At 73.1% G+C, this 25,356-nt stretch carries 23 protein-coding genes; 7 read left to right on the top strand and 16 right to left on the bottom strand.

What is annotated here, in order from left to right; genetic code table 11:
* The first annotated feature begins 59 nt into the window (after positions 1-59).
* Entirely contained in the window at positions 60-905 is an 846-nt protein-coding gene (locus C4J65_RS27060; RefSeq protein ID WP_205351067.1) for a DUF2637 domain-containing protein, read from the top strand.
* A gap of 121 nt (positions 906-1,026) precedes the next feature.
* On the opposite strand, the gene C4J65_RS27055 is transcribed toward C4J65_RS27060, so the two are convergent.
* Positions 1,027-1,470 (bottom strand): DUF6299 family protein, encoded by a 444-nt coding sequence (locus C4J65_RS27055; protein ID WP_115744727.1) that lies wholly within the window; start codon positions 1,468-1,470, stop codon positions 1,027-1,029.
* A 240-nt stretch (positions 1,471-1,710) separates the two neighbouring features.
* Here C4J65_RS27055 and C4J65_RS27050 point away from each other — a divergent pair, with 240 nt between their 5' ends.
* Positions 1,711-1,920 carry a DUF5999 family protein gene (locus C4J65_RS27050; RefSeq protein ID WP_115744726.1) on the top strand — a complete coding sequence of 70 codons (210 nt, stop codon included), beginning with the start codon at positions 1,711-1,713 and terminating at the stop codon, positions 1,918-1,920.
* Between the two features lie 13 nt (positions 1,921-1,933).
* On the opposite strand, the gene C4J65_RS27045 is transcribed toward C4J65_RS27050, so the two are convergent.
* The 3 genes from C4J65_RS27045 to C4J65_RS27035 are packed head-to-tail and all read right to left on the bottom strand — an operon-like array spanning position 1,934 to position 4,359.
* Positions 1,934-2,761 carry an alpha/beta hydrolase gene (locus tag C4J65_RS27045; RefSeq protein WP_115744725.1) on the bottom strand — a complete coding sequence of 276 codons (828 nt, stop codon included), beginning with the start codon at positions 2,759-2,761 and terminating at the stop codon, positions 1,934-1,936.
* Between the two features lie 27 nt (positions 2,762-2,788).
* Positions 2,789-3,187, bottom strand: a complete 399-nt coding sequence (locus C4J65_RS27040; RefSeq protein WP_115744724.1) for a RidA family protein — start codon at positions 3,185-3,187, stop codon at positions 2,789-2,791.
* Positions 3,184-4,359: an acyl-CoA dehydrogenase family protein gene (locus tag C4J65_RS27035; protein WP_115744723.1), complete on the bottom strand. Its 1,176-nt coding sequence runs from the start codon at positions 4,357-4,359 to the stop codon at positions 3,184-3,186. The genes C4J65_RS27040 and C4J65_RS27035 overlap by 4 nt, the downstream gene beginning before the upstream one ends.
* A gap of 139 nt (positions 4,360-4,498) precedes the next feature.
* Here C4J65_RS27035 and ambL point away from each other — a divergent pair, with 139 nt between their 5' ends.
* The 3 genes from ambL (at position 4,499) to C4J65_RS27020 (ending at position 8,028) form a co-directional block, all read left to right on the top strand.
* The gene (gene ambL, locus C4J65_RS27030; protein WP_115744722.1) at positions 4,499-6,175 is read left to right on the top strand and encodes an aminobenozate:CoA ligase AmbL; all 1,677 of its coding nucleotides are present in this window, start codon (positions 4,499-4,501) and stop codon (positions 6,173-6,175) included.
* A 15-nt stretch (positions 6,176-6,190) separates the two neighbouring features.
* Positions 6,191-7,036 (top strand): PaaX family transcriptional regulator C-terminal domain-containing protein, encoded by an 846-nt coding sequence (locus C4J65_RS27025; protein ID WP_115744721.1) that lies wholly within the window; start codon positions 6,191-6,193, stop codon positions 7,034-7,036.
* Between the two features lie 83 nt (positions 7,037-7,119).
* Positions 7,120-8,028 carry a sulfotransferase gene (locus C4J65_RS27020; protein ID WP_115744720.1) on the top strand — a complete coding sequence of 303 codons (909 nt, stop codon included), beginning with the start codon at positions 7,120-7,122 and terminating at the stop codon, positions 8,026-8,028.
* Here C4J65_RS27020 and C4J65_RS27015 read toward each other — a convergent pair.
* Together C4J65_RS27015 and C4J65_RS27010 are read right to left on the bottom strand one after the other, a co-directional pair.
* The gene (locus tag C4J65_RS27015) at positions 8,016-10,421 is read right to left on the bottom strand and encodes a bifunctional salicylyl-CoA 5-hydroxylase/oxidoreductase (protein ID WP_115744719.1); all 2,406 of its coding nucleotides are present in this window, start codon (positions 10,419-10,421) and stop codon (positions 8,016-8,018) included. The two genes, C4J65_RS27020 and C4J65_RS27015, sit on opposite strands and share 13 nt — an antisense overlap.
* 4 nt (positions 10,422-10,425) lie before the next feature.
* On the bottom strand, positions 10,426-11,253 hold the full coding sequence (locus C4J65_RS27010; RefSeq protein ID WP_115744718.1) for an enoyl-CoA hydratase family protein: 828 nt from the start codon (positions 11,251-11,253) through the stop codon (positions 10,426-10,428).
* 190 nt (positions 11,254-11,443) lie between these two features.
* On the opposite strand from C4J65_RS27010, the gene C4J65_RS27005 reads away from it, so the two are divergent.
* Positions 11,444-11,881, top strand: coding sequence for an ATP-binding protein (locus C4J65_RS27005; protein WP_162833373.1), 438 nt, complete (start codon positions 11,444-11,446; stop codon positions 11,879-11,881).
* Here C4J65_RS27005 and C4J65_RS27000 read toward each other — a convergent pair.
* The 3 genes from C4J65_RS27000 to C4J65_RS26990 form a co-directional block, all read right to left on the bottom strand.
* On the bottom strand, positions 11,841-13,280 hold the full coding sequence (locus C4J65_RS27000; protein ID WP_115744716.1) for an amino acid permease: 1,440 nt from the start codon (positions 13,278-13,280) through the stop codon (positions 11,841-11,843). The two genes, C4J65_RS27005 and C4J65_RS27000, sit on opposite strands and share 41 nt — an antisense overlap.
* A 124-nt stretch (positions 13,281-13,404) precedes the next feature.
* A complete protein-coding gene (gene argF, locus C4J65_RS26995; protein ID WP_115744715.1) occupies positions 13,405-14,412 on the bottom strand; it encodes an ornithine carbamoyltransferase in 1,008 nt (335 codons plus the stop codon).
* Positions 14,413-14,530: 118 nt separating this feature from the next.
* Positions 14,531-15,754, bottom strand: a complete 1,224-nt coding sequence (locus C4J65_RS26990; RefSeq protein WP_115744714.1) for an arginine deiminase — start codon at positions 15,752-15,754, stop codon at positions 14,531-14,533.
* A gap of 196 nt (positions 15,755-15,950) precedes the next feature.
* Here C4J65_RS26990 and C4J65_RS26985 point away from each other — a divergent pair, with 196 nt between their 5' ends.
* The gene (locus tag C4J65_RS26985; protein WP_115744713.1) at positions 15,951-17,246 is read left to right on the top strand and encodes a cation:proton antiporter; all 1,296 of its coding nucleotides are present in this window, start codon (positions 15,951-15,953) and stop codon (positions 17,244-17,246) included.
* A 36-nt stretch (positions 17,247-17,282) separates the two neighbouring features.
* On the opposite strand, the gene C4J65_RS26980 is transcribed toward C4J65_RS26985, so the two are convergent.
* The 7 genes from C4J65_RS26980 to C4J65_RS26950 all read right to left on the bottom strand — a co-directional run bounded on the left by C4J65_RS26980 (position 17,283) and on the right by C4J65_RS26950 (position 25,277).
* A complete protein-coding gene (locus C4J65_RS26980) occupies positions 17,283-19,871 on the bottom strand; it encodes a polynucleotide kinase-phosphatase (protein ID WP_240330522.1) in 2,589 nt (862 codons plus the stop codon).
* Positions 19,868-21,379 (bottom strand): 3' terminal RNA ribose 2'-O-methyltransferase Hen1, encoded by a 1,512-nt coding sequence (locus tag C4J65_RS26975; RefSeq protein WP_162833372.1) that lies wholly within the window; start codon positions 21,377-21,379, stop codon positions 19,868-19,870. Before C4J65_RS26975 ends, C4J65_RS26980 begins: the two co-directional genes overlap by 4 nt.
* Before the next feature lie 155 nt (positions 21,380-21,534).
* Positions 21,535-22,458, bottom strand: coding sequence for an LLM class F420-dependent oxidoreductase (locus C4J65_RS26970; RefSeq protein ID WP_115744711.1), 924 nt, complete (start codon positions 22,456-22,458; stop codon positions 21,535-21,537).
* A 117-nt stretch (positions 22,459-22,575) separates the two neighbouring features.
* The gene (locus tag C4J65_RS26965) at positions 22,576-23,046 is read right to left on the bottom strand and encodes a DUF6099 family protein (protein ID WP_011030573.1); all 471 of its coding nucleotides are present in this window, start codon (positions 23,044-23,046) and stop codon (positions 22,576-22,578) included.
* A gap of 183 nt (positions 23,047-23,229) precedes the next feature.
* The gene (locus C4J65_RS26960; protein ID WP_115744710.1) at positions 23,230-23,580 is read right to left on the bottom strand and encodes a nucleotide pyrophosphohydrolase; all 351 of its coding nucleotides are present in this window, start codon (positions 23,578-23,580) and stop codon (positions 23,230-23,232) included.
* On the bottom strand, positions 23,577-24,794 hold the full coding sequence (locus C4J65_RS26955; RefSeq protein WP_115744709.1) for an ATP-binding protein: 1,218 nt from the start codon (positions 24,792-24,794) through the stop codon (positions 23,577-23,579). The genes C4J65_RS26960 and C4J65_RS26955 overlap by 4 nt, the downstream gene beginning before the upstream one ends.
* A gap of 90 nt (positions 24,795-24,884) precedes the next feature.
* Positions 24,885-25,277 carry a cell division protein SepF gene (locus C4J65_RS26950; RefSeq protein ID WP_162833371.1) on the bottom strand — a complete coding sequence of 131 codons (393 nt, stop codon included), beginning with the start codon at positions 25,275-25,277 and terminating at the stop codon, positions 24,885-24,887.
* Positions 25,278-25,356 lie beyond the last annotated feature (79 nt).

The raw sequence follows: 25,356 nt of genomic DNA, 5'->3' as shown, positions 1-25,356 counted from the left end.
GGCGGAGTGACCGGCGCCTCGTGTACGAAGAACACTACGGACCACACGCTCATCCCCACATGCCGTACGGCGAAGGGTCGTTCCACACCACGGGCAGCGGTCGGCACCGCGCGCCCGAGGCGGCCTCCCAGGAGACCCTGGTCCCGCCCGAACCCGGTTGGGACCCGGCCGAGGAACTCGCGTTCCTGCTCCAGGACGCGATGGAGCAGCAGACCGGAGCACCCTCCGCGACGGACACCTCGGCGCTCGCACCCGCCCCGGGCACACCGCTGAGCAATCTGCAGGAGATCACGGCGGAGCTGCCCCCGTTGAGGGAGTCCCCGACGAGTCACCGCAGGGTCCGCAGAGGGAGAAAGGTGAGCCGGCTGCGCGCCGCGAGCCTGTTCGTCGCCGCGCTTGCCGCGGTCATCGCCGCCTCAGTGAGCCTGTTCGGCGGCATGGTGGCCTACGAACCGTTGCGGCTGGCCGCCGTGACCCGTACCCGCGGCAGCGTGGTGTCCTGGTGGCCGCTGCTGGTCTACGGGCCCTGGCTGGTGGCCTCGTTGGCGGTGCTGCGGGCCGCGCTGCACCAGCGCCGCGCGGTGCACTCCTGGGCCGTCGTCCTGCTGTTCTCGGCCATCGCGATGCTGCTCTGCATCGCGGAGGCGCCCAGGACGATCAGCGACGGCGCGGCGGCCGCCCTGCCCGGACTGGCCTCGCTGGTCTGCTTCCAGCAGGTCATCCGCCAGATCACGCTCACCCGTCCGCCCCGGCGGGCGGTGCCGCGTCACCGGCAACGCGCCGCGGTCACTCCGGGTGACGATCCGTCGGGCAGGGCGGCCGCCGATCCGGTGTCCCTTCCGCAGCAGCGGCAGAATGCCGTGCGTTCGCCGCGGCCCGGTACGGGTCCCGGAAAACGAACCTGACCCGGAGCGGAACAAAGTGGTCGTCGCGCTCTGCCATCTCCTCCGGAGAATGTGAAGAAAAGGAAATGCGGAATGCGTTGCGGATCACGCCCGGAGGGGTACGGAAGGGGACCGCGGGGGGTCAGCCCGCCGTCAGGGTCACGTCCTGTGCCTGCCGGGCGTGGAAGCTCGGGAGCGGCACGATGCCCATGGGGCGCAGCTCCATCAGGGTGGCCTCGACGTGGGCCGCGCCGGGCTGGAGGACGACCGTGTCGGGCGTGCCGGTGTTGACCCAGCGGTGCTCCAGGCCGTCGCAGACCGCGCGGGTGCCGCCGACGCCGTAGCGGGCGGACGGGTCGCTCTGACTCACCGTGGAGCTGACGAAGACCGGTCCGCTGCCGCCGGTGCAGCGGTAGGTGCCGGTGAGGGTGACGCTGCCGTCGGCGGCGATACGGCCGGTCGGGTCGACGGTCACCGACTCCGCGACGAGGCGGGCGTCGTGGGGTGCGGCCGTGGCGGCGGGGGCGGCGAGCAGGAGCAGGGCGGCGCCGGCGGCCGTGGCGAGGGCGGCGGAGCGTACGGGCATGGGGAACCTCCCGGTCGGTCGGAATGAGGGGTTCCACTGGTACCGGGCCGAGGGGTCGGCGGCAGTGACCGTCACCCCTTCGGTGGCGAGTCCGCGCCGGCCGTCGTGGAACCGTCGCCGGCTTGTCCGGGTGTTGTCACGCTTGCCGCCCGGGTCTTGGCGACGACCTCCCGGCGGGCGCACCGTCGGTACACGCGACGGTCCCGAGGACGGGACGGTCTCCCGACGTGGAGGTGCGCCATGTGTGTCCACCGGCCTTCCTGCCCCGCTTCCGACTCCCCCGAGGCACGCGTCGTCACCGCGCACGTCGTGGCCGCCCACCCGGAGCAGGGGTGGAACCTGCTGTGCGACGGCACGGTCGTCTTCGACGACACCGGCGAGCTGCTCCCCGACGGCCGTGTGGTCGCCCCGCGCCGGGTGCCCGCCGGGCGTCTGGTGATGGCCGCCTGAAGCCCGGTACGGCTCAGTCCTTCTCGGCCACGAACTCCCGCAGCAGGGAGGCGAGCAGCTCCGGCTGGTCCTCGGGGATCAGCGTCCGGGTGTCCTCGACCTCCACCAGCCGTCCCTGCGGGAGGAGTTCGGCCAGGCGGCGGCCGTGGGCGCGGGGCATCATCAGGTCCTCGGTCGCCCAGACGACGAGTGCGGGCCGGTCGAACCTCCGCAGTCCCTGGGCGGCTTCGAGCAGTTCGTCGCGGCGCACGTGCGTGCCGTAGTGCCGGAAGTCGCGCCGGATCGCCGGGTCGGTGCGCAGCGGGCGGAGCCAGCCGTCGACGATCTCGTCCGGCACGGGCCGCTTGGTGAGGGCGCCGATGCCGACCGGAAGACGGCGCAGCGGCCTGAGGCCGAGGGTGCGCACCAGCAGGGAGACGCCGCCGGGGGCCCGGCAGGCGATGCCGATCAGCTTCCCGGGCAGGCCCGGCGGGTAGTTGTCGAACGCCTCGCACGCGACGAGCGCCAGCCGTGCGAGCCGCTCCGGGTGCCGGGCGGCCACCGTCTGGGCGCGCCCGCAGTCGTTCTCGACGAGGGTGACGTCGGTGAGGTCGAGGCGGTCGAGGAACTCGGCGATCAGCTCGTTGACCAGGTCGGGTGTGGGCGGTCGGCGCATCGGGCGGCGGTGGGCGCCGTAGGGCAGGGTCGGCGCGATCACCCGGTGGTCGGTGCGCAGGTCGGTGATCACCTTGCGCCAGACGGTCCGGTCGTGGACGAGGCCGTGGAGGAGGACGACGACGGGGCCGTCGCCGCCGGTGTCCTCGTACTCGATGGTTCCCGCGCTCAGTTCGATGTCCGGCATGCCGGAATGGTAGGGGTCGCGGGGGGACTACGGCAGTACCGCGAACCCGTCCAGTTCCACCAACGCCCGTTCGTCCCACAGCCGTACGACCTCCACGACCGCCATCGCCGGGTAGTCGCGGCCCGCCAGTGCGCGCCAGGTGCGGCCGATGTCCGCGGCGTGGGTGCGGTACGCGGCGACGTCGGTGGCATAGACGGTGACGCGGGCGAGGTCGGCGGGGGTGCCCCCGGCGGCGCGCAGGGCGGTGAGGAGGTTGGTGAGGGCCTGCTCGAACTGGGCGGGGAGGGTGTCGCCGGTGACCTCGCCGTCGGTGTCGAGGGCGGTCTGGCCGGCCAGGAACACGACGCGGCCGCCGGTGGCGACGACGGCGTGGGAGAAGCCGGTGGGCGGGGACAGTTGGGGCGGGTTCACCCGTTCGGCGGTCATGCTCCGGCCTCCTTGCTCGTGGCGTCGGTCGGGGACGGCTGGTACGTCCGGTACAGCTCCTTGGCGACGATGCCGCGCTGCACCTCGCTGGCGCCCTCGTAGACGCGCGGGGCGCGCACCTCGCGGTAGAGGTGTTCGAGGAGGTGGCCGCGGCGCAGGGCGCGGGCACCGTGCAACTGGACGGCCCGGTCGACGACGTACTGGGCGGTCTCGGTGGCGAGGAGTTTCGCCATCGCGGCGCGCTTGGGGACGTCCGGGTCGCCCGCGTCGTACGCCGTGGCCGCCGCGTACACCATCAGGCGGGCAGACTCGGTGCGCAGCGCCATCTCGGCGACCTGGTGGGCGACGGTCTGGAGGTCTCGCAGCTTGCCGCCGAAGGCGTCGCGGGCGGTGGTGTGGGCGAGGGTCGCGTCGAGGGCGGCCTGTGCCATCCCGACGGCGAAGGCGCCGACGCTGGGGCGGAACAGGTTGAGGGTGTCCATGGCGACCCGGAAGCCGCGGTCGGGTTCACCGAGCACGTCGTCCGCGGTGACGGGCACGGCGTCGAAGGCGAGGGCGCCGATGGGGTGCGGCGAGAGCATGTCGAGCGGGGTGCCGGTGAGGCCGGGGCGGTCGGCGGGCACGAGGAAGGCGGTGACGCCGCGGGCCCCGGCGCCGGGGGTGGTGCGCGCGAACATGGTGTAGAAATCGGCCTCTGGGGCGTTGGAGATCCAGCACTTCTCCCCGGTGAGCCGCCAGGCGGAGGCTTCCGCGCCGGGCCCGGTCTCCGGTTCCGCCCGCAGCGACAGTGCCGCCGCGTCCGAGCCCGCGTCGGGCTCGGAGAGGGCGAAGGCGGCGACCGCGGTGCCGTCGCTCACGCGCGGGAGCCAGCGGGCGCGCTGGGACTCCGTGCCGTGCGCGTGCACGGGGTGGGCGCCGAGGCCCTGGAGGGCCAGGGCGGTCTCGGCCTCCGTGCACGCGTGGGCGAGGGACTCGCGCATCAGGCACAGGTCGAGCGCGCCCGAGGTGAACAGGCGGGGCAGCAGGCCGAGGGAGCCCAGCTCGGCGACCAAGGCGCGGTTGACCCGGCCCGGCTCGCCCTTCTCCGCGAGCGGGCGCAGCCGTTCGGCGGCCAGGGCGCGCAGCTCGTCGCACCAGGTGAGTTGTGCCGGTTCGAGCGAGAATGCGGTCATCGCCGGTCCCTTCCCCTGCTCCCCTGCCCACCGGACGGGCCACCGGGTCACGATCGAGGCTATCGCGCCCCGTTGACTGTCGTCACCAACACGATACGCTCGTTGCGCGAGCCCACCACGACAAAGGGGGCGAACCGCCATGGCCGATCCTCGCCGCGCGGACCCGCACCGCTCCGCCCACGTCGACACCTTCGCGCGCGACCACCTGCCGCCCCCCGAGCAGTGGCCGGAGCTGCTCTTCGACCTGCCGGAGCTGCGCTACCCGGAGCGGCTGAACTGCGCCGCCGAGCTGCTCGCCGGCCCGCCCGGCGACCGCCCGGTCTTCCGCACCGCGTCCGGGGACACCTGGACCTACGGGGGGCTGCGGGACCGCGTCGACCGGATCGCCCACGTGCTCACCGGCGACCTCGGTGTCGTCCCGGGCAACCGGGTGCTGCTGCGCGGCCCCACCACCCCGTGGCTCGCCGCGTGCTGGCTGGCGGTGCTGAAGGCGGGCGCGGTGGCGGTCACCGTGCTGGCCCAGCAGCGCCCGCACGAGCTGCGCGCGATCTGCGAGATCGCCCGGGTGCGGCACGCGCTCTGCGACGTCCGGTCCGTCGACGACCTCGCCAAGGCGGAGATCACCGGCCTCGCGATCACCACGTACGGCGGGGACGCGCCGGACGACCTGTACGGCCGCACGACGTCGGACGCGGTGCCCTCGACGCCCTACCGGGCCGTCGACACCGCCGCCGACGACGTGGCGCTGATCGCGTTCACCTCCGGCACCACCGGGCGGCCCAAGGGCTGCATGCACTTCCACCGCGATGTGCTGGCGATCGCGGACACCTTCTCCGCGCGGGTGCTCGAGCCGCGCTCCGACGACCTCTTCGCGGGCAGCCCGCCGCTCGGCTTCACCTTCGGGCTCGGCGGTCTCGTCGTCTTCCCCATGCGGGCCGGGGCGTGCGCCCTGCTGCTCGAACAGGCCGGCCCCAGGCAGCTGTTGCCGGCGGTCGCCGAGCACCGGGTGTCGGTGCTGTTCACCGCGCCGACGGCGTACCGCGCGATGCTCGACGAGCTGGACGGGTACGACGTGACCAGCCTCAGGCGCTGTGTCTCGGCGGGCGAGAACCTGCCCGCGGCCACCTGGCGGGCCTGGCACGAGCGCACCGGACTGCGCGTCATCAACGGCATCGGCGCCACCGAGCTGCTGCACATCTTCGTGTCCGCGGCGGACGACGACATCAGGCCCGGGACGACGGGCGTTCCGGTGCCGGGGTGGCACGCGCGCGTGCAGGACGCGCACGGCGCACCCGTGCCCGACGGGGAGCCCGGACTGCTGGCGGTGCGCGGTCCGGTGGGCTGCCGGTACCTCGCCGACCCGCGCCAGCGGGAGTACGTGCGCGACGGCTGGAACGTCACCGGGGACACCTATGTCCGCGAGCCCGACGGCTACTTCCGGTACGTGGCACGCGCCGACGACATGATCGTCTCCGCGGGGTACAACATCGCCGGGCCCGAGGTGGAGGACGCGTTGCTGCGCCACCCGGACGTGGTGGAGGCGGCGGTGGTGGGGCGTCCCGACCCGCGCCGGGGACAGGTCGTGGTGGCGCACGCGGTGCTGCGGGAGGGGGCCGCGCGGGACGCGGACGCGCTGCGCGAGTTCCTGCGCTCGGAGCTGGCGCCGTACAAGTGCCCGCGCGAGATCCTCTTCCCGGACGCGCTGCCGCGCACGGCGACCGGCAAGCTCCAGCGCCACCGCCTCCTCGACCCGACCGGTCCGGGCGCCGCTCCCACCCCCGGGGCTCGTCCGGATCCCCTGGGCGGCCGGGCGTGACTCCGACGACATAAGATGATCAATGTGTCCGACCAGCACGTACAGCCCGCTCCGAGGTCCCTCATCGTCACGCTCTACGGCGCGTACGGCCGTTCCGCGCCGGGCCCGGTGCCCGTCGCCGAGCTGATCCGGCTGCTGGCCGCGGTCGGGGTGGACGCACCCTCCGTGCGTTCGTCGGTGTCCCGGCTGAAACGGCGCGGGCTGCTGCTGCCCGCCCGTACGGCCGAGGGCGCGGCGGGGTACGAACTCTCCGCCGAGGCCCGTCAGTTGCTCGACGACGGGGACCGGCGCGTCTACGCCACCACGCCCCACGCGGACGAGGGCTGGGTGCTCGCCGTGTTCTCCGTGCCCGAGTCGGAGCGGCAGAAGCGGCACGTCCTGCGTTCGCGCCTGGCCGGCCTCGGCTTCGGCACCGCGGCTCCCGGTGTGTGGATCGCCCCGGCCCGGCTGTACGCGGAGACCCGGCACACCCTGGGCCGCCTCGGCCTGGACTCCTACGTGGACTTCTTCCGCGGCGAGCACCTGGGCTTCACGGCGACCGCCGAGGCGGTGGCCCGCTGGTGGGACCTGGCCGCGATCGCCAAGGAGCACGAGGCCTTCCTCGACCGCCACGCGCGCGTCCTGCGCGACTGGGAGCGCCGGGCGGACACGCCGCCCGAGGAGGCCTACCGCGACTACCTCCTCGCCCTGGACTCCTGGCGCCACCTGCCCTACACGGACCCCGGGCTGCCCGCCCGGCTGCTGCCCGAGGGCTGGCCCGGCACGCGCTCGGCGGCCGTCTTCCGGGCGCTGCACGAGCGGCTGCGGGACGCGGGCGCGCAGTACGCGGCCATGGGACCGACTCCGTTTCCCGAGCAGTGAGTCACATCACATTCTGGGGGGATCAGTGAACCCTCAGCCTCCTCAGACCCTCTTCTCAGGTTTCTCACCTACCGTGCGGACGCATGAGTCTCGCACGCAGCTTGAACCGGGCCCTCACCGCCACCACCGGCCTCCAGGTGCGCAGAGCACCCCGGGCGACGGAGAGTCCGAAGGGGAGGCAGGGCAGGAAGTCCGCCGCCGCGCGGCCCGCGGCCCGCCGGGCGGCCCCGTACCGATGTCCGTCGGCCGGTGAACTGCCCACCGACCGGTTGCTGCGACGGCCCGTCTTCATCATCTCGTCCATCCGTTCCGGCTCCACCCTGCTGCGCATGATGGCGGGCGCCCACCCGCGGCTGCACGCCCCGCACGAACTGCACGTCGGCAAGCTGGAGGTCGCCTGCACCAACTGGCACTCCGAGCGCGCGATGCGCGAACTCGGCCTGCTCCGCGGCGACCTGGAGCACCTGTTGTGGGACCGCGTCCTGCACCGTGAACTCACCAGGTCCGGCAAGGACTTCTTGGTCGAGAAGACACCGGCCAACGCCTACATGTACCGGCGTCTCAAGGGCTGCTGGCCCGACGCGCGCTTCGTCTTCCTGCTGCGCCACCCCGTGTCGATCGCCCGCTCCTGGCACGAGAGCGACCCCGTCAAACGGCCGCAGGACACGGCCGTCACGGACGTGCTGCGCTACATGACGGCCGTCGAGGCGGCCCGGTCGGCGGACGCCGACGGCTTCACCGTGCGCTACGAGGACATCACTGGCGACCCCGAGCGCGAGATGCGCCGCCTGTGCGCGTACCTCGGCGTCGACTACGCCCCGGCCATGCTCAACTACGGCGAGAGGAGCGGTGCGGATCTGGTCAGGGGCCTCGGCGACTGGCGGGAGAACATCCGCACCGGCACCGTGCAGCCGGGGCGCGCGCTGCCCGGCCGGGACGAGATCCCGGAGCGGCTGCGCCCGATGTGCGCGGCCTGGGGCTACCCGTCCTGACGCGGGCCGTGCAGCGTGAGCCTCGGCCTGGGGGCGTCGGTGCGTCCGGTGCGCGGCGGGCGGCTGCCCGCCCGGTACGGTGCGGGCCAGCGGGCGCCCGGCCCGTCGTAGCCCTGCTCGGCGGCGGCGTGCAGCGTCCAGTGCGGGTCGTAGAGGTGGGGACGGGCGAGGGCGCACAGGTCGGTGCGCCCGGCCAGGATGAGCGAGTTGACGTCGTCCCAGGAGGAGATGGCCCCGACGGCGATCACCGGGACGCCCGCCTCGTGGCGGATGCGGTCCGCGTACGGCGTCTGGTACGACCGCCCGAACTCGGGCCGTTCACCGGCGACGACCTGGCCCGTGGACACGTCGATGGCGTCGGCGCCGTGCGCGGCGAAGGCCCGGGCGATCTCCACCGCCTCCTCGCCGCTGGTGCCGCCCTCGGCCCAGTCGGTGGCGGAGATCCGTACGGTCATGGGCCGCTCGTCCGGCCACACCTCGCGTACGGCGTCGAACACCTCCAGCGGGAAGCGCAGCCGCTTCTGCGGTGAGCCGCCGTAGGCGTCGGCGCGGTGGTTGGTGAGCGGGGAGAGGAAGCCGGAGAGCAGGTAGCCGTGGGCGCAGTGCAGTTCGAGCAGGTCGAATCCGGCCCCGGCGGCCCGCTCGGCGGCGGCCCTGAACTGCTCCCGTACGTCCGTCAGTTGCGCCCGGGACAGCTCGCGCGGCACCTGACCGCCGGGCCGGTACGGCAGCGGGGAGGGCGCCACGAGGGGCCAGTTGCCCTCGGGCAGCGGTTCGTCCATGCCCTCCCACATCAGCCGGGTCGAGCCCTTGCGGCCGCTGTGGCCGAGCTGCACGCCGATCGCGGTGCCGGGCGCGCCGTCGTGCACGAAGTCCGTGATCCGCCGCCACGCCTCGCCCTGCCGGCCGGTGTAGAGGCCCGCGCAGCCGGGCGTGATGCGCCCCTCGGCACTCACGCACACCATCTCGGTCATCACCAGGGCGGCACCGCCGAGGGCCCGGGCGCCGAGGTGGACCAGGTGGAAGTCGCCGGGGACGCCGTCGGCGGCCGAGTACATGTCCATCGGGGAGACGACGACGCGGTTGCGCAGGGTCAGCCCGCGCAGCCGGAACGGGGTGAACATCGGGGGCGTGTCCGGCGGGCAGCCGAACTCGCGCTCCACCTCGCCGGTGAAGCCGGCGTCGCGCAGCCGCAGGTTCTCGTGGGTGACCCGGCGGCTGCGGGTGAGCAGGTTGAAGGCGAACTGGCGCGGCGGCTGGCCGAGGTACCGGTCCAGGTCCTCGAACCACTCCAGGCTGGCCCTGGCCGCCCGCTGCGTGGAGGCGACTACGGGGCGCCGCTCCTCCTCGTAGGCGGTCAGCGCCTCCTGGAGGGTGGGCCGCTCCTCCAGGCAGGCGGCCAGCGCGAGGGCGTCCTCGACGGCGAGCTTGGTGCCGGAACCGATGGAGAAGTGGGCGGTGTGGGCGGCGTCGCCGAGCAGCACGACGTTGCCGTGCGACCAGCGTTCGTTGACCACCGTGCGGAAGGTGGTCCAGGCCGACTTGTTGGACCGCAGCGGGCGGCCGCCGAGGGCGTCGGTGAAGATCTTGGCGCAGCGGGCGGTGGATTCCGTCTCGTCGAGTTCGTCGAAGCCGGCTGCCCGCCAGACCTCCTCGCGCATCTCGACGATGACGGTGGAGGCATCCGGTGCGTAGGGGTAGCCGTGCAGTTGCATGACGCCGTGCTCGGTCTCGGCGATCTCGAAGCGGAAGGCGTCGAAGGCGAAGTCGGCGGCCAGCCAGATGTAGCGGCAGCGGTGCGGGGTGAGACGCGGCCGGAAGACGTCGCGGTACTGCTCGCGGATGGCGCTGTGCACGCCGTCGGCGGCGACGACGAGGTCGTGGGTGCGCGCGAGACGGTCCGGGGGCGGGGCCTCGGTGCGGAAGCGGAGCTCCACGCCGAGGTCGCGGCAGCGCTCGTGCAGGATCTCCAGGAGGCGGCGGCGGCCGAGGGCGGCGAAGCGGTGTCCTCCGGAGGTGTGGCGGGTGTTTCCGTGGACGATGTCGATGTCGTCCCAGCGGACGAAGTGGGATCTGAGGGCCTCGTAGACGGTCGGGTCGGCGTGTTCGATGCCGCCGAGGGTCTCGTCGGAGAGGACTACGCCGAAGCCGAAGGTGTCGTCGGGGGCGTTGCGCTCGTAGACGGTGATCTCGCGGTCGGGGGCGAGGCGTTTGAGGAGGGCGGCGGTGTAGAGGCCGCCGGGGCCGCCGCCGATGATCGCCGCGCGCAGGGGGTGGCTTGTCTTCACGGGCGAGTGCGGGGCCGTCGTGGCCGGTCGCGCCCCGCGGCGGAGCGGCTGATCGACACGGCCCCGCGCCCCCGGGCCGACTGCACTTCCCTGGGACGAGAGCATCCCCTTACCTCCCTTGCCACTTCGGGGGGCGTTTTTCCGTGAAGGCGGCGTGGAACTCGGCGTAGTCCTCGCCGGTCATCAACAGGGCCTGGGTCGACGCGTCCAGTTCCACCGCTGCCGCCAGGGGCATGTCCAGTTCGGCGGTGAGGAGGGCCTTGGTCTGGGCGTGGGCCAGGGCCGGGCCGTCGGCGAGACGGTGGGCCAGGGTGTGGGCGGCCTCGTCGGCGCGGCCCTCTTCGGTCAGCTCGCTGATCAGGCCGATGCGTTCGGCCTCGGGTGCGCGGACCGTGTCGCCGAGCATCAGCAGCCGGGTGGCGTGGCCGAGGCCGACGACGCGGGGCAGCAGGTAGGCGGCGCCCATGTCGCCGCCGGAGAGGCCGACGCGCGTGAACAGGAAGGCGAAGCGCGCGGACGGGTCGGCGACGCGGAAGTCGGCGGCCAGGGCGAGGACCGCGCCCGCCCCCGCGACGGCCCCGTGCAGCGCGGCGATCACCGGGAACGGGCACTCCCGTACCGACCGCACCACCTGGCCGGTCATCCGGTTGAAGTCCAGCAGCCGGGCGGTGTCCATGGACAGGGTCGCGCCGATGATCTCGTCCACGTCGCCGCCGGAGCAGAAGCCGCGCCCCTCGCCGGCCAGCACCAGTGCCCGTACCGACCGCTGACGGGACAGCTCGGCGAGCAGGTCGCGCAGGTCGGCGTAGGCCTCGAAGGTGAGGGCGTTGAGCTTGTCGGGGCGGACGAGGGTGACGGTCGCGACGCCGTCGGCCACCTCGACGCGCAGGTGCCGCCAGTCGGGGGTGGGGGCGGCGGAGCCGGTGAAGGGACTCATGACACTCGAAGTTATCACCCTTCTGTGACTGTCGTCACGGGTGCGCGATAAGGCCTTCGGACGCCGGGCGTCGCCGGCACGGGTCGAAGGTCCCGGGGGTGCCCGTCGAACGGCTCTGCCGGGCGGCGCCGTACCATTCATAAGGTTGAAAGCAGGACAGGACTCCCCTGCTCCACGAAACGGACCTGCCGTGCACGATCACTTCCCCGCACCCGCCTCCTGGCGCATCGCGCTGCCGCACTCCGCCGCGGCCGTGCCGGTGGCGCGTGCCCTGGTGCGCAACGCCCTGGCCGAGCTGGAGCACACGGCGGACGGCGACACCGCGGAGCTGCTGACGGCGGAGCTGGTCGCCAACGCCGTGGAGCACACCTCCGGCCGGACGCCGATCGAGCTGGTGGTGGAGCTGATGCCGACCGGGTGCCAGGTGGAGGTCCACGACCCGGACCCGGCGCCACCGGCGGACCTCACCCGGCCGGACGTGGAGCCGCCCGACCCGTGGCGCGAGGACGGGCGCGGTCTGCTGCTGATCCGCGCCCTCAGCTCGTCCTGCGGTCACCGGCCCACCCGGTCCGGCAAGGCGGTCTGGTTCAGGCTTCCTGCGGTACCCGCTCAGCGTCGTCCGCACTGACGGCGGTCCGGGCGAGGCGGGAGTGCCGGCGCCCGTAGGCGCTGTAGACCAGCAGTCCCACCGCGAGGAACACCGCGAACTGGAGCCAGGTGGCGCCGCCCGTCTCGTACATCAGGTACAGGCAGAAGCCGACCCCGAGCAGCGGCGTCACCGGGTACAGCGGCACGCGGAAGGTGCGGGCGAGGCCCGGTTCGCGGCGGCGCAGGGTGATCACGGAGACGTTGACGGCGGCCATGGTGGCGAGGGTGCCGATGGTGCACAGGTTGACCACCGCGTCGAGCGGGGCGAAGGCCGCGGGGAGGGCGAAGACCACGCCGACGATCAGGGTGCCGGCGACGGGGGTCGCGGTGCGCGGCGAGACCTTCTCGAAGATCCGGGGGATCAGTCCGTCCCGGGACATCGACATCAGGATGCGGGTCTGGCCGTACATCACGGCGAGCACCACCGAGGCGATGGCGACGACCGCGCCGAAGGCGACCACGCCGCCGCCGATCGCCGAGCCGGTGACCCGGTCGACGACGTAGGAGAGCGCGGCGGGCCGGCCGCCGACCCGGTCGCCGCCGACGGCGCCGATCGCGGCGACCGCGACCGCGCAGTACAGCAGGGTGACCAGGCCGATGCAGACCAGGATGGCGACGGGAATGTCCCGGCGCGGGTTCTTGGCCTCCTCGCCGGCCGTGGTGATCGCGTCGAAGCCGATGTAGGAGAAGAAGGCGGCGGTGGTGCCCGCGCCGATGCCGCCGAGGCCCGCCGGGGAGAAGGGGGTGAGGTTGCCGTCCTGGAAGGCGTAGAAGCCGATGGCGCAGAAGGCGAGCAGTACGGCCAGCTTGAGGACGGCCATGGCGGCGGTGGCGCGGGCGCTCTCGCGTACGCCGCGCACCAGCAGGACCGAGGCCAGGGCGATGACGATCACCGCGGGCAGGTTGACCGCGCCGCCGTCGCCGGGGCCCGCGGAGAGGGCGTGCGGGAGCTGGACGCCGAGGACGCTGTCGAGCAGTTCGTTGACGTACTGGCTCCAGCCGACCGCGACGGCCGAGACGGACACGCCGTACTCCAGGAGCAGGCACCAGCCGACGAGGAAGGCGGTCCGCTCGCCGAGCCCGGCGTAGGCGAAGGAGTACGAGGAGCCGGAGACCGGGATCGCGCCGCCCAGCTCGGCGAAGGCGAACGCGGTGAACACACAGGTGACCGCGGCCAGGACGAAGGAGACGACGACGGCCGGGCCGGCCTCGGCGACCGAGTCGGACAGGCCGACGAAGATGCCGGTGCCGACGATCGCGCCGACGCCGAAGCAGACGAGCTGGAACAGCCCCATCGTGCGCTTGAGGCCGTGGCCTTCGCGGTCCGCGCCGGATTCGGCGACGAGGAGATGGGGGGACTTGACGCGGGAAGCGGGCATTGCGGGTGGTGCTCGTTTCTGGTGGTGCGGGGCGCGACGGTGGTCGCGGACGACGGCACCGGAAGGGGTGGCTCCGGGGCCGCCGGTCAGCATAGGGGCTGGTCGGGCGAGGTTCGAACGAGGTTCAGGCCAGGGTGGCGACGAGTACGGCCTTGATGGTGTGCAGCCGGTTCTCCGCCTCGTCGAAGACGACCGAGTGCTCCGACTCGAAGACCTCGTCGGTGACCTCCAGGGAGTCGAGCCCGTGGGTCTCGAAGATCTCCTGGCCGACCTTGGTGCCCAGGTCGTGGAAGGCGGGCAGGCAGTGCAGGAACTTGACGTCCGGGTTGCCGGTGGCGCGCAGCACGTCCATGGTCACGGCGTAGGGCGCGAGGGCCTTGATGCGCTCGGCCCAGACCTCCTTGGGCTCACCCATGGAGACCCAGACGTCGGTGACGACGAACCCGGCGCCGCGCACTCCCTCGGCCACGTCCTCGGTGAGGGTGATGCGCGCCCCGCTGGTCTCGGCGAGCCCGCGCGCCCGGTCGACGACCTCCTGGGCGGGCCAGTAGGCCTTCGGGGCGACGATGCGCACGTCCATGCCGAGCAGGGCGCCGGTGACCAGGTAGGAGTTGCCCATGTTGAAGCGGGCGTCGCCGAGGTAGGCGAAGCCGGTCTCCCGCAGGGGCCAGTCGCTGTGCTCGGTCATCGTGAGCACGTCGGCGAGCATCTGGGTGGGGTGCCAGTCGTCGGTCAGCCCGTTGAAGACCGGGACTCCGGCGAAGGCCGCCAGCTCCTCGACCTTGGCCTGGCTGTCGCCGCGGTACTCGATGCCGTCGAACATCCGGCCCAGCACGCGCGCGGTGTCCTTCACGGACTCCTTGTGGCCGATCTGCGATCCGGCCGGGTCGAGGTAGGTGGTCGAGGCGCCCTGGTCGGCGGCGGCGACCTCGAACGCGCAGCGGGTGCGCGTCGAGGTCTTCTCGAAGATCAGCGCGATGTTCCTGCCCTGGAGGTACCGCGGCTCCGTCCCGGCCCGCTTCGCGGCCTTCAGTTCCGCGGCCAGCTCGATCAGGCCGCGGAACTCCTCCTCGGTGAAATCGGCCTCCTTGAGGAAGTGGCGGCCGGCGAGGGCGGTCGGGACTGTCGCCATGGGGGCGCTCCAGAAGTACAGGGTCAGGAACAGGACTCATGGAAGTCTATACGAACTTCTGAATTTCTATACAGACCATACGGACCATACAGACCGCCCTTGTGGCCCCTCCCGGCCCCTACACCGCCGCCCGTTCCACCGGGCAGCTCATGCAGCGCGGCCCGCCCCTGCCCCGGCCCAGTTCGCTGCCCGGGATCTCGATCACTTCGATGCCCTGTTTGCGCAGGTGGGTGTTGGTCGTGGCGTTGCGTTCGTAGGCGACGACGACGCCCGGTTCGACGGCCAGGACGTTGCAGCCGTCGTCCCACTGCTCGCGCTCGGCCGCGTGCACGTCCTGGGTGGCGGTGAGGACCCGGATCTCGCCGAGGCCGAGGGCGGCGGCCATCGCGCGGTGCATGTGCTCCGGGGGGTGGTCGGTGACCTTCAGGTCCTTCTCCCCGGCGCCCGGCTCGATGGTGTACGAGCGGAGCATGCCGAGCCCGGCGTACTGGGTGAAGGTGTCGCCGTCGACCATCGTCATCACCGTGTCCAGGTGCATGAAGGCGCGCCGCTTGGGCATGTCGAGGGCCACGATGGTCCGGGCGGACCCGGCGGCGAACAGCTTGTGGGCGAGCATCTCGACCGCCTGGGGCGTGGTGCGCTCGCTCATGCCGATGAGCACGGCGCCGTTGCCGATGACGAGGACGTCGCCGCCCTCGATGGTGGAGGGGTAGTCGGCCTGCCCCTCGGACCACAGGTGGAAGGGCTCGTCGCGGAAGAGCGGGTGGTGGCGGTAGATCGCCTCGAAGTGGACCGTCTCGCGCTGCCGGGCGGGCCAGCGCATGGCGTTGATGGAGACGCCGTCGTAGATCCAGGCCGAGGTGTCCCGGGTGAAGAGGTGGTTGGGCAGCGGGCCGAGCAGGAAGTCGTCCAGCTCCATGGCGTGGAAGCGCACGGAGGTCGGTTCCGGGTGCGCGTCCAGGAACTCCCGCTTGGTCATGCCGCCGACCAGCCACTCGGCCAGCTCGGGGGCGGGGAGTGTCTCGAAGGCGGCCCGGAGGTGGTCCGTGGCCAGCACTCCGTACTCCTTCTCGTCGAAGACCCGGTCCAGGACGAGCCGCCGGGCGGCCGGGACGTCCAGGGTCTCGGTGAGCAGGTCGCCGAAGAGGTGCACCGCCACCCCGCGGTCGCGGAGCACGTCGGCGAACCCGTCGTGCTCGGCGCGCGCCCGGCGCACCCACAGCACGTCGTCGAAGAGAAGGGCGTCCTTGTTGCTGGGGGTGAGCCTTTTGAGCTCGAGATCCGGCCGGTGCAGGATGACGCGGGTGAGCCGCCCGGCTTCGGAGTCGACTTGGAATCCCATGTCTCCATCCTGACCACTCCGGCGCCCGTTCACCCCCTGCTTTCGCGTGCCCATGACCACAGTGCGCCCTCCGGGTGCCCCTGTGCGACGGCGGGGCGCCACGGCGGTACCGCGTAAAGCGTGGCGACGGCCGGAGTGCCCGGCCGCGTGTCAGGGGGAGGCCCGTTTGAATTCCGACACGTTGAGTTCCGGCGCGTTGAGTCCCGATGCCCTGATCACCCATTTCGTGGGTGCCTCGGCGCTGGTCCTGGTGGCCGCCCACAGCGGCGGGTGGCTGGCGCGGCGGCTGGGGCAGCCGTACATCGTGGGCCAGTTGGCGACGGGGATCGCGCTCGGCCCCTCGCTGCTCGGCAGCACGGCCCCGGACGCGTACGCGGCCCTGTTCCCGGCGGCGATCGGTCCGGCGCTGACCGGACTGGCGCAGTTCTCGCTGGTGGTGTTCCTGTTCGCGGTGGGCTACGAGCTGGACCTGAAGGTGCTCGGGGTCCGGGCGCGCAGCTCGGTGAACGTGGCGCTGGCCTCGTTCGCCGTGCCGATGGCCGTGGGCAGCGGCTCCGCCCTGCTCTTCGGTGACGCGCTGCACGACCTGGGCATGCCCAGGGACCTCTCGCCCGGCATGGTGGTCTTCGCCGGGGTGGCCCTGGCGACGACGGCGGTACCGGTGCTGACGGCCATCGTGCGCGAGAACGGGCTGTCCCGCACGGTGCCCGGAGTGGTGGCCGTCTCCGCCGCCGGGGTGCTGGACGCGATCTGCTGGACGGTGCTGGCGGGCGCGCTGCTGAACGCGGGGGGCGGCGACGGCGCCGGCGGGGGGCTCGACTGGCCGTGGCGGGTGCTGCTCACCGTCGGCTACGTCGCCCTGATGGCGTGCGCGGCCCGTCCGCTGCTGCGTCTGCTGCTGTGGCGGACCCGCCTGGAGCCCTCGCTCCGGATGGCGCTGCTCATCGGCTTCGCGCTCGGCTCGGCGTGGGTCACGCACCTGCTGGGGCTGCACGTGATCTTCGGTGCGCTGCTCGCCGGCGTGGTCGTCCCGCGTGAGGAGGGCGGCACGCTCGATCCCGACCTGCTGCGGCCGCTGCTGTCCGTGGCCTCACTGCTGCTGCCGTTCTTCTTCGTGCTGTCGGGCCAGTCCGTGGCACTGAACAGCATGACGGGCACGGGCTGGGCCGCCCTGGCGGTGGTGACGTCGCTCGCGGTCGTGACGAAGATCGGCAGCGGGGCGGCGGCGGCCGGTCTGGGCGGGCTTGACCGGCACGACGCGTGGACGGTCGGCATCCTGCTCAACACCCGGGGGCTGACCGAGCTGATCGCCCTCAACGCGGGCCTGGACGCGGGTCTGCTGAGCGCCCCGCTCTACACGGTCCTCGTCTTCATGGCCCTCGCCACCACGCTCCTGACCCAGCCGCTCCTGCTGCTGAACGCGCGGCTCGCCACGCGCGAGCGCCGTCCGGAGTCGGCCCGGTCCGCGGCGGTGAAGCCGTACGCCGGGTGACTCCGGCCGGCGCACGCCCCGGCGCCGCGGGCCGGATCACAGCCGCGGGTCCACCGGCTCCGACTCCAGGGCCAGCACCCCGAACACCGCCTCGTGCACCCGCCACAGCGGCTCGCCGTCCGCGAGGCGGTCCAGGGCCTCCAGGCCGAGCGCGTACTCGCGGATCGCCAGGGACCGCTTGTGGTTCAGGAACCGGTGCCTGAGCCGGGCGAGGTTGTCGGGGCGGGTGTACTCGGGGCCGTAGATGATCCGCAGGTACTCCCGGCCCCGGCACTTGATGCCGGGCTGCACCAGGCGGCCCTGGTCGTCCCGTACCAGGGCGCCGACGGGCTTGACCACCATGCCCTCGCCGCCGCGGCCGGTCATCTCCAGCCACCAGTCGACGCCCGCCGCCACCGACTCGGGGTCGCCGGTGTCGACGTACAGACGCCGGGTGGTCTGCAGCAGGCCGCTGCCCTCGTGCTCGACGAGCCGGTCGAGGAGGGCGAGCTGCTCGTCGTGCGGCAGCGCGGCCAGGCTGCGGCCCTGGACGGCCAGGATCTGGAACGGGGCCAGGCGGACGCCGTCCAGGCCCTCGGTGGGCCAGCAGTAGCGGCGGTAGGCGTCGGTGAAGGCGGCCGCGTCGGCGGACCGGGCGCGCTGGCGGTCGAGGAGGTCCTTCACCTCGACGCCGCGCGCCACGGCGCCCTCGAGTGCGGCGAGCGCACCCGGGAACACCGCGCCGGAGGCGGCGCCCACGGCGGCGTACTGGGAGCGCAGCAGCCCGGAGGCCTTGAGCGACCAGGGCATCAGCTCGGTGTCGAGGAGCAGCCAGTCGGTGGCCAGTTCGTCCCACAGGCCGGCCGCGCCGATCGCGGTGCGCAGCCGGTCGAGGATCTCCTCGGTGACCGACGCGTCGTCGAGGAAGGGGCGGCCGGTACGGGTGTAGAGGGACCCGGTGGGGCCCTCCACGCCGAACCGGGCACGGGCCGCGTCCGCGTCGCGGCAGACCAGGACCACCGCCCGCGAGCCCATGTGCTTCTCCTCGCACACCACCCGCGCGACACCGTCCGCCGCGTACTGCGCGAAGGCCTCCTTCGGGTGCTCCAGGTAGCCGTCCACGCCCGAGGTGGCGGTCGGTGCCATCGTCGGCGGGAGGTACGGCAGCAGCCGGGGGTCGGTGGCGAAGCGGCTCATGACCTCCAGCGCGGCCGCCCCGTTCTCCTCGCGCACGGTGATCCGCCCGGCGTGCCGGGTCTCCACCACGCGGCGGCCCTGGACGTCGGCCAGGTCCAGCGGGCGGCCGTCGTGTCCGCCGGGCGCCTCGGTGCGCAGCGGCTTGGCCGGCTCGTACCAGACCCGCTCGGCGGGTACGTCGACGATCTCCCGCTCCGGCCAGCGCAGCGCGGTGAGCTTGCCGCCGAAGACGGCGCCGGTGTCCAGGCAGATGGTGTTGTTCAGCCAGGTGGCCTCCGGGACCGGGGTGTGCCCGTAGACGACGGCCGCGCGGCCCCGGTAGTCCTCGGCCCAGGGATAGCGCACGGGCAGGCCGAACTCGTCGGTCTCGCCGGTGGTGTCGCCGTACAGGGCGTGGCTGCGGACCCGGCCGGAGGTGCGGCCGTGGTACTTCTCGGGCAGACCGGCGTGGCAGACCACCAGCCTGCCGCCGTCGAGGACGTAGTGGCTGACCCGGCCGTCGATGAACTCCCGTACCTCGGCGCGGAACTCCTCGCTCTCGCCGTCCATCTGCTCGATCGTCTCGGCCAGTCCGTGGGTGTGCTGGACCTTGCGGCCCTTCAGGAAGCGGCCGTACTTGTTCTCGTGGTTGCCGGGGACGCACAGGGCGTTGCCCGACCTGACCATGGACATCACGCGGCGCAGCACGCCGGGGCTGTCCGGGCCGCGGTCGACGAGGTCGCCGACGAAGACGGCGGTGCGGCCGTCGGGGTGGACGCCGTCGGTGTAGCCGAGCTCGGCGAGCAGGGTCTCCAGCTCGGTGGCGCAGCCGTGGATGTCGCCGACGATGTCGAAGGGTCCGGTGAGGTGGCTGAGGTCGTTGAAGCGCTTCTCGGTGACGACGGTGGCGTGCTCGGCCTCCGCGGTACCGCGCAGTACGTGCACCTTGCGGAAGCCCTCGCGCTCCAGGTGGCGCAGGGAGCGGCGGAGTTCGCGGGTGTGGCGCTGGATGACCCGGCGGGGCATGTCGGCGCGGTCGGTGCGGGTGGCGTTGCGCTCGGCGCACACCTGCTCGGGCACGTCGAGGACGACGGCGATGGGCAGCACGTCGTACTTCCGGGCCAGGTCGATCAGCTGACGCCGGGCGTCCTGCTGCACGTTGGTCGCGTCGACGACGGTGCGGCGGCCGGCGGCGAGCCGCTTGCCCGCGATGTAGTGCAGGACGTCGAAGGCGTCGCGGCTGGCGCTCTGGTCGTTCTCGTCGTCGGCGACCAGGCCCCGGCAGAAGTCGGAGGAGATGACCTCGGTCGGCCTGAAGTGGCGCCGGGCGAAGGTGGACTTGCCGGAGCCGGAGGCGCCGATCAGCACGACGAGGGAGAGGTCGGTGACGGGCAGGACGCGGGCCCGCACGGGGGTGTCCTCGGTGGTGCCGGTGGTGCCGGTGGTGCCGGTGGTGTCTGCGGTGCTCATGCGGCCTTCGCCTCCTTCTCGGTCGTGGTCGCGGTGGTGGTCCGGGTCCCGGTCGGGGTCCCGGGCGTGGTCCGCAGGGTGAACAGGGCCAGCTGGGTGGGCGGGCCCACCTCGGGGTCGTCGGGTCCGACGGGGCGGAACTCCACGTCGTAGCCGTGCCGTTCGGCGACCGCCGCCGCCCAGGTGCGGAACTCCTCGCGGGTCCACTCGAAGCGGTGGTCGCGGTGGCGGACGTGACCGGCGGGCAGGCTCTCCCAGCGCACGTTGTACTCGACGTTGGGGGTGGTGACGACGACGGTGCGCGGGCGGGCCGAACCGAAGACGGCGTACTCCAGGGCGGGCAGCCTCGGCAGGTCGAGGTGTTCGATCACCTCGCTGAGCACGGCGGCGTCGTACCCCTTGAGGCGCTTGTCCGTGTAGGCGAGCGAACCCTGGAAGAGCCGGACACGCGCGGCCTGCCGCTCGCCCATGCGGTCCAGTTTGAGCCGCCGGGAGGCGATGGTGAGGGCGCGCACCGACACGTCCACGCCGACGATCTCGGTGAACCGCGGCTCCTTGAGCAGCTCCCGCACCAGGTGCCCCTCGCCGCAGCCGAGGTCGAGGACACGGGCGGCGGCGCCGTCGCGGAGCGCGGTGAGGATCGCCTCGCGGCGGTGCACGGCGAGCGGGGTGGGCTTCGCCTCCTGCTCGGCCTCCGCCTCGACCGCGTTGTCGATCTCCTCGACCTCGCTGTCGTCGGTCTCGGCCAGCCGGATCAGCTCCAGCCGGTCCATCGCCTCGCGGGTCAGGGACCAGCGGCGGGACAGGTAGCGGCTGGTGATCAGCTTCTGCTCGGGGTGGCCGGGCAGCCAGCCCCCACCGGCCCGCAGCAGCTTGTCGACCTCGTCCGGGGCGACCCAGTAGTGCTTGGCGTCGTCGAGCACCGGAAGGAGGACGTACAGGTGGCGCAGGGCGTTGGAGAGGGTGAGGGCCTCGGACTCCAGCACCAGCCGGACGTAGCGCGAGTCGCCCCACTCGGGGAACTCGGTGTCCAGCGGCACCGCCTCGACGGCGACCGCCCAGCCCAGCGGCTCGAACAGGCGCCGTACCAGGTCGGGGCCGCCGCGGGCGGGCAGCGCCGGGATCTCGACGCGCAGCGGCAGCGGCTCGGCGGCGCGCTCGGGGCGGGCCTTGCACACGCCGCGCATCGCGCTGGAGAAGACACTGCTCAGCGCGACGGCGAGGAGGGACGAGGCCGCGTACGGGCGGTCGTTGACGTACTGGGCGAGGGCCGCGTCGGGGGCGCCGCCGCGGCCCTTGCCCTTGCCGCGCCTGACCAGCGCCACCGCGTCGACCTCCAGCAGCAACGCGGCCGTGCAGCGCTGCTCCTCCGCCTCCGGGTAGAGCACGTGGGCCGTGCCGAAGGAGGTGGAGAACGCCTGCGCCTTCTCGGGATGCTTGTGCAGCAGGAAACCGAGGTCGGTCGCGGGGCGCTCGGGGGTGCCTGTGGTGGTGAGGGTCAGGAACATGCGGAGGGCCTCTCCGGCTGGGTGGACGGGACGGGCGTCGTACGTGCGGGAGCCCCCGGGGCGGTACCCCGAGGGCTCCGGCAGGACGACGGTCACACGATCGCACAGGGCGGGTGACCGGCGCCTTCGGTTATCCGGCTGTGTGACGGGCGGTCTCAGGCCAGTTGCGACTGGACCTGGGAGGAGATCAGCTCCAGGTGGTCCAGGTCGTCGAGGTCGAGGATCTGGAGGTAGATCCGCTGGGCGCCGGCCTCGGCGTAGCGGCCGATCTTCTCGACGACCTCGGCCGGGGAGCCCGCGAGGCCGTTGGCCTTCAGCTCCTCGACCTCGCGGCCGATGACGGCGGCGCGCCGGGCGACCTCGGCGTCGTCCTTGCCGACGCAGGCGACGAGGGCGTTGGAGCAGGTGAGGGCGTCCGCACCGCGGCCGGCCGCCTCGGCGGCGGCCCGCACCCGGCCGAACTGGCGCTCGGTGTCCTCGATCGAGGCGAACGGCATGTTGAACTCGTCGGCGTACTGGCCGGCCAGCCGCGGGGTGCGGGTGGCACCGTGCCCGCCGATGAGCACGGGCACCCTGGCCTGCGCGGGCTTGGGCAGCGCGGGCGAGTCGGTGAGGTCGTAGAACTTCCCGTGGAAGTCGAAGGTCTTGCCGGTCTCGGTGGCCCACAGACCGGTGACGATCGCCAGCTGCTCCTCCAGGCGGCCGATCTTCTCCTTCGGGAAGGGGATGCCGTACGCCTTGTGCTCCTCCTCGAACCAGCCGGCGCCCAGGCCCAGCTCGACGCGGCCGCCCGACATCTGGTCGACCTGGGCGACCTGGATGGCGAGGACGCCGGGCAGGCGGAAGGTGCCGGCGGTCATGAGGGTGCCGAGGCGGATGCGCTTCGTCTCCCGGGCGAGTCCGGCGAGGGTGATCCAGGCGTCGGTGGGGCCGGGGAGTCCGTCCACGGCGCCCATGCGGAGGTAGTGGTCGCTGCGGAAGAAGGCGTCGAAGCCCAGGTCCTCGGTGGCCTTGGCCACGGTGAGCAAGGTGTCGTAGGTGGCCCCCTGCTGGGGCTCGGTGAAGATACGGAGATCCATGTCTTCCATCCTGCCTGCTCGGCACGGGGGTACGGCACAGGCTCCCGTCGCGGCGCGCGGGGCGCAGGGCGCAGGGCGCGGGGCGCGGCGCGCGGGGCGCGGGGCGCGGTGACCGCCCTAGCCCGCCTCCCGCTCGGGTAAGTGCGCGTCACGGTCCGCCAGTTTGCGCAGCATCTCCAGGACCCGGTCCCGTGACTCGTCCGCCGCGTCGATGGCCTCCATGCACTGCCAGTACGTCGCCTCGTCGTCGGCGGCGCAGGCGACGCCCACGAGGGCGATGCCGGTCTCGCCGAGCAGGGTGCCCAGGCGCATCAGGGCCTGCCTGGCGTCGCCCAGTTCGGTGAGCTGGGCGGCGCGCAGCTCACCCGGGGCCAGCTCGGGAGTGTGCAGCACTCCGCAGCCGCGGCCCGCCAGCTCGGTCAGCCCGATGGCCTCGCCGCGCAGTTCGGGTGGTCCGTGGACCGCCAGCCGGCTGCCGATCGCCTGTGCCAGTGCCTGCACCTGCCACACCTCCGTCAGAACCTCCGGCACCTCGCCGCCGGCGGCCAGGGCACGCCCACTCGTCACGATGAGCCGCACAGCGTCCATGCGCTGCCCCCGTCTGTCCGACGCGCTCGCGGCGCGTCCGCCCGAACTCCGTTGTTCACTACCCAGAGTGAAGGCGTGTGGGACGAAAAGCCAGAGGAAGGCGGAAATCTTCGGACACCATCGCGATTTCTGGCCGGAACTTGACTGCGGAGAGTGATAGCGGAGTGGTTGACTCCTCCGGGCTCAGCCTTCCGGTCGGCCCGCCTCGCCCGCCGGGAACCGGGACTCGTTGCGCTCGATCTTCGCCTCCAGCGCGGCCAGCGGGTCGACCCCGAGCACCTCGCAGAACTGCAGGAGGTACGCCAGGACGTCGGCGACCTCGTCCCGGACCCGGTGGGCGGTGTCCGGGTCGGTCATGACGCGGGCCGACTGCTCGGGCGTCAACCACTGGAAGATCTCGAGGAGTTCGGAGGCCTCAACGCTCAGCGCGGCGGCCAGGTTCTTGGGGGTGTGGTACGGCTGCCAGTCGCGCGCGGCGGCGAACTCGGCCAGCCTGCGCCGCAGTGCCGCGAGGTCACGAGGATGATCGGTCACGGGTTCAGGTGTACCACCGTGACACCTCCCGCCCCTGCCTTCCCGGCCTCCCCCACCGCCTCGACCGCCTCGACCGCCCACGACGCGTCGGCGACCGCTCCGACGAAGCGGATGTGCCCCCGGTCGCACATCCGCCCCGCCAGCCGGAGCAGTCCGGCGCGCTGGTGCACGTCGAGGCCGCGGTCGAAGCCGTCGGCGAGGACGGTGAGCGTCTGCAGCGCGGCGGGCACCTCGCCGGCCGGGTCGACCTCCAGCACACCGGGGCCGGTGAACAGCACCAGGGCGAGGGCGAGATAGCGCAGCTCCCCGTAGCCGAGCCGGCCGAGACCGGTGCGGACGCCGTCGCCCCGGTCGAGGAGCGCGCGGACCACACCCCCGAGGGCCGGTTCGGCCAGGACGTCCTCGACGGGGCCAGCGCATCCGGCTCGTACCGCCGCGACGAACTGCGCGTGCCGCCGGCCGCACTCGGCGCGGGTGCGCCACAGCACGTCGGCGAGGTTGTCGCAGCCGCCGAGCAGGCGCCCCGAGCCGGTGGGTACGGGCTCCCGCATCCGGCCCGGCCGCGGATCGCAGGAGAAGACGGAGCGCAGCGCGACCACCATCTGTTCGGCCGCCGCGAGCACCCTGCGCTGCCCGTCCGTCTTGCCGGCCACCCGCAGCGGCAGCAGGGGGGTGCCGAGCCGGTCGTCGGGCAGCGGGGCGCGGGTCACGGGCGCCGACCCTGCCGTGTGCCAGGCCGCCTGCACGGCACGGCGGCCGGGGTCGCGCAGGGCCGTTTCGAGCAGCACGACGCCGTCCGCCGTCAGCCGCTCCCCCACGATGCGCAGTTCGGGCTCGGCCTGCACGGCGACGTCCAGGTGCACCGGCCCCTCGGCCCCGTCGGCCGTGCAGCCGATGCGAAAGCCCCGGCGGTGCTGCGCGTCGGGCCGGGCCCGCTCGGGCACGCAGGCGCCCGGGTCCGGGAACACCGCGCCGAGTTCCGCGCCGCCGCCGAGCCGGGCCAGGGCGTCGTACGCCCTGAGCGCACTGGTCTTGCCGCTGCCGCTGGGCCCGGCGAGCACGGTGAGCGGCCCGAGCCGCAGCACGGCGCCCCGGTGCCCGGCGAAGGCGGACAGTCGCAGCTGGGTGACGCGGGGCCGCCCGGGAAGCGGCACGACGGACGCGGACGAGTCGGGCGACGCAGGTGACGCGGAGAACGCAGGTGACGCTGCCATATGCGGACCGTAGGACTCCGCCGGACGGCGAACCGTTTTGCCCGGACGGCTTTCCTACGATCGGGGGACCGGCCGCCCAGGGCCGGACCGTCACACTCCCGGGACCCCCACCGCACTCTCCATCAGCCCGTTCACCTCGGTGCCCGCCGGGGTCAGCAGGAAGACGTTGCGGTCCACCCGGTGCATCCCGCTGGCCAGGCCGAAGACGACGCCGGTGCTGAAGTCCAGGACCCGCTTGGCGACCTCGCCCTCGGCGCTGGTCAGGTCCAGGAGCACCGGGATCCCCGCCATCAGGATCTCGGCGACCTCGCGGGCGTCCGCGAACACGTTGACCCTCAGGACGACGAAACGGCGGCGCCGCTCCGTCTCCGCCTCCGGCATCGCCCGGTGACCGACCGCGGACGGCCAGGCGTCGCGCCCACGCAGCGGAACTACCTGGGCGAGCCCTTCCCACTGTTCATCGGTGACGTCGTGGCTGTTCACCGGCTCCCCCGATTTCACTCGCCTTCATTGCCTGCACCAGCCAATTCTTACGCCAAGTCACCCGTTCGGCCCAACAGCG

It is taken from the genome of Streptomyces sp. CB09001, from assembly GCF_003369795.1.
Classification (GTDB): Bacteria; Actinomycetota; Actinomycetes; order Streptomycetales; family Streptomycetaceae; genus Streptomyces.
The sequence above is the reverse complement of the archived record's forward strand: the minus strand, read 5'-3'. Positions and strand labels throughout refer to the sequence as shown.

Bases quoted from the DNA above. Each gene is read 5' to 3' on its own strand.
- C4J65_RS27045 (WP_115744725.1), bottom strand. From the start codon at position 2,761: ATGCCGGACATCGAACTGAGCGCGGGAACCATCGAGTACGAGGACACC.
- C4J65_RS27020 (WP_115744720.1), top strand. From the start codon at position 7,120: ATGAGTCTCGCACGCAGCTTGAACCGGGCCCTCACCGCCACCACCGGC.
- C4J65_RS27055 (WP_115744727.1), bottom strand. From the start codon at position 1,470: ATGCCCGTACGCTCCGCCGCCCTCGCCACGGCCGCCGGCGCCGCCCTG.
- argF (WP_115744715.1), bottom strand. From the start codon at position 14,412: ATGGCGACAGTCCCGACCGCCCTCGCCGGCCGCCACTTCCTCAAGGAG.
- C4J65_RS27010 (WP_115744718.1), bottom strand. From the start codon at position 11,253: ATGAGTCCCTTCACCGGCTCCGCCGCCCCCACCCCCGACTGGCGGCAC.
- C4J65_RS27025 (WP_115744721.1), top strand. From the start codon at position 6,191: ATGATCAATGTGTCCGACCAGCACGTACAGCCCGCTCCGAGGTCCCTC.
- C4J65_RS27050 (WP_115744726.1), top strand. From the start codon at position 1,711: ATGTGTGTCCACCGGCCTTCCTGCCCCGCTTCCGACTCCCCCGAGGCA.
- C4J65_RS26990 (WP_115744714.1), bottom strand. From the start codon at position 15,754: ATGGGATTCCAAGTCGACTCCGAAGCCGGGCGGCTCACCCGCGTCATC.
- C4J65_RS26955 (WP_115744709.1), bottom strand. From the start codon at position 24,794: ATGGCAGCGTCACCTGCGTTCTCCGCGTCACCTGCGTCGCCCGACTCG.
- C4J65_RS27000 (WP_115744716.1), bottom strand. From the start codon at position 13,280: ATGCCCGCTTCCCGCGTCAAGTCCCCCCATCTCCTCGTCGCCGAATCC.
- C4J65_RS27015 (WP_115744719.1), bottom strand. From the start codon at position 10,421: ATGCTCTCGTCCCAGGGAAGTGCAGTCGGCCCGGGGGCGCGGGGCCGT.
- ambL (WP_115744722.1), top strand. From the start codon at position 4,499: ATGGCCGATCCTCGCCGCGCGGACCCGCACCGCTCCGCCCACGTCGAC.
- C4J65_RS26970 (WP_115744711.1), bottom strand. From the start codon at position 22,458: ATGGATCTCCGTATCTTCACCGAGCCCCAGCAGGGGGCCACCTACGAC.
- C4J65_RS26980 (WP_240330522.1), bottom strand. From the start codon at position 19,871: ATGAGCACCGCAGACACCACCGGCACCACCGGCACCACCGGCACCACC.
- C4J65_RS27040 (WP_115744724.1), bottom strand. From the start codon at position 3,187: ATGACCGCCGAACGGGTGAACCCGCCCCAACTGTCCCCGCCCACCGGC.
- C4J65_RS27035 (WP_115744723.1), bottom strand. From the start codon at position 4,359: ATGACCGCATTCTCGCTCGAACCGGCACAACTCACCTGGTGCGACGAG.
- C4J65_RS27060 (WP_205351067.1), top strand. From the start codon at position 60: ATGCCGTACGGCGAAGGGTCGTTCCACACCACGGGCAGCGGTCGGCAC.
- C4J65_RS26975 (WP_162833372.1), bottom strand. From the start codon at position 21,379: ATGTTCCTGACCCTCACCACCACAGGCACCCCCGAGCGCCCCGCGACC.
- C4J65_RS26965 (WP_011030573.1), bottom strand. From the start codon at position 23,046: ATGGACGCTGTGCGGCTCATCGTGACGAGTGGGCGTGCCCTGGCCGCC.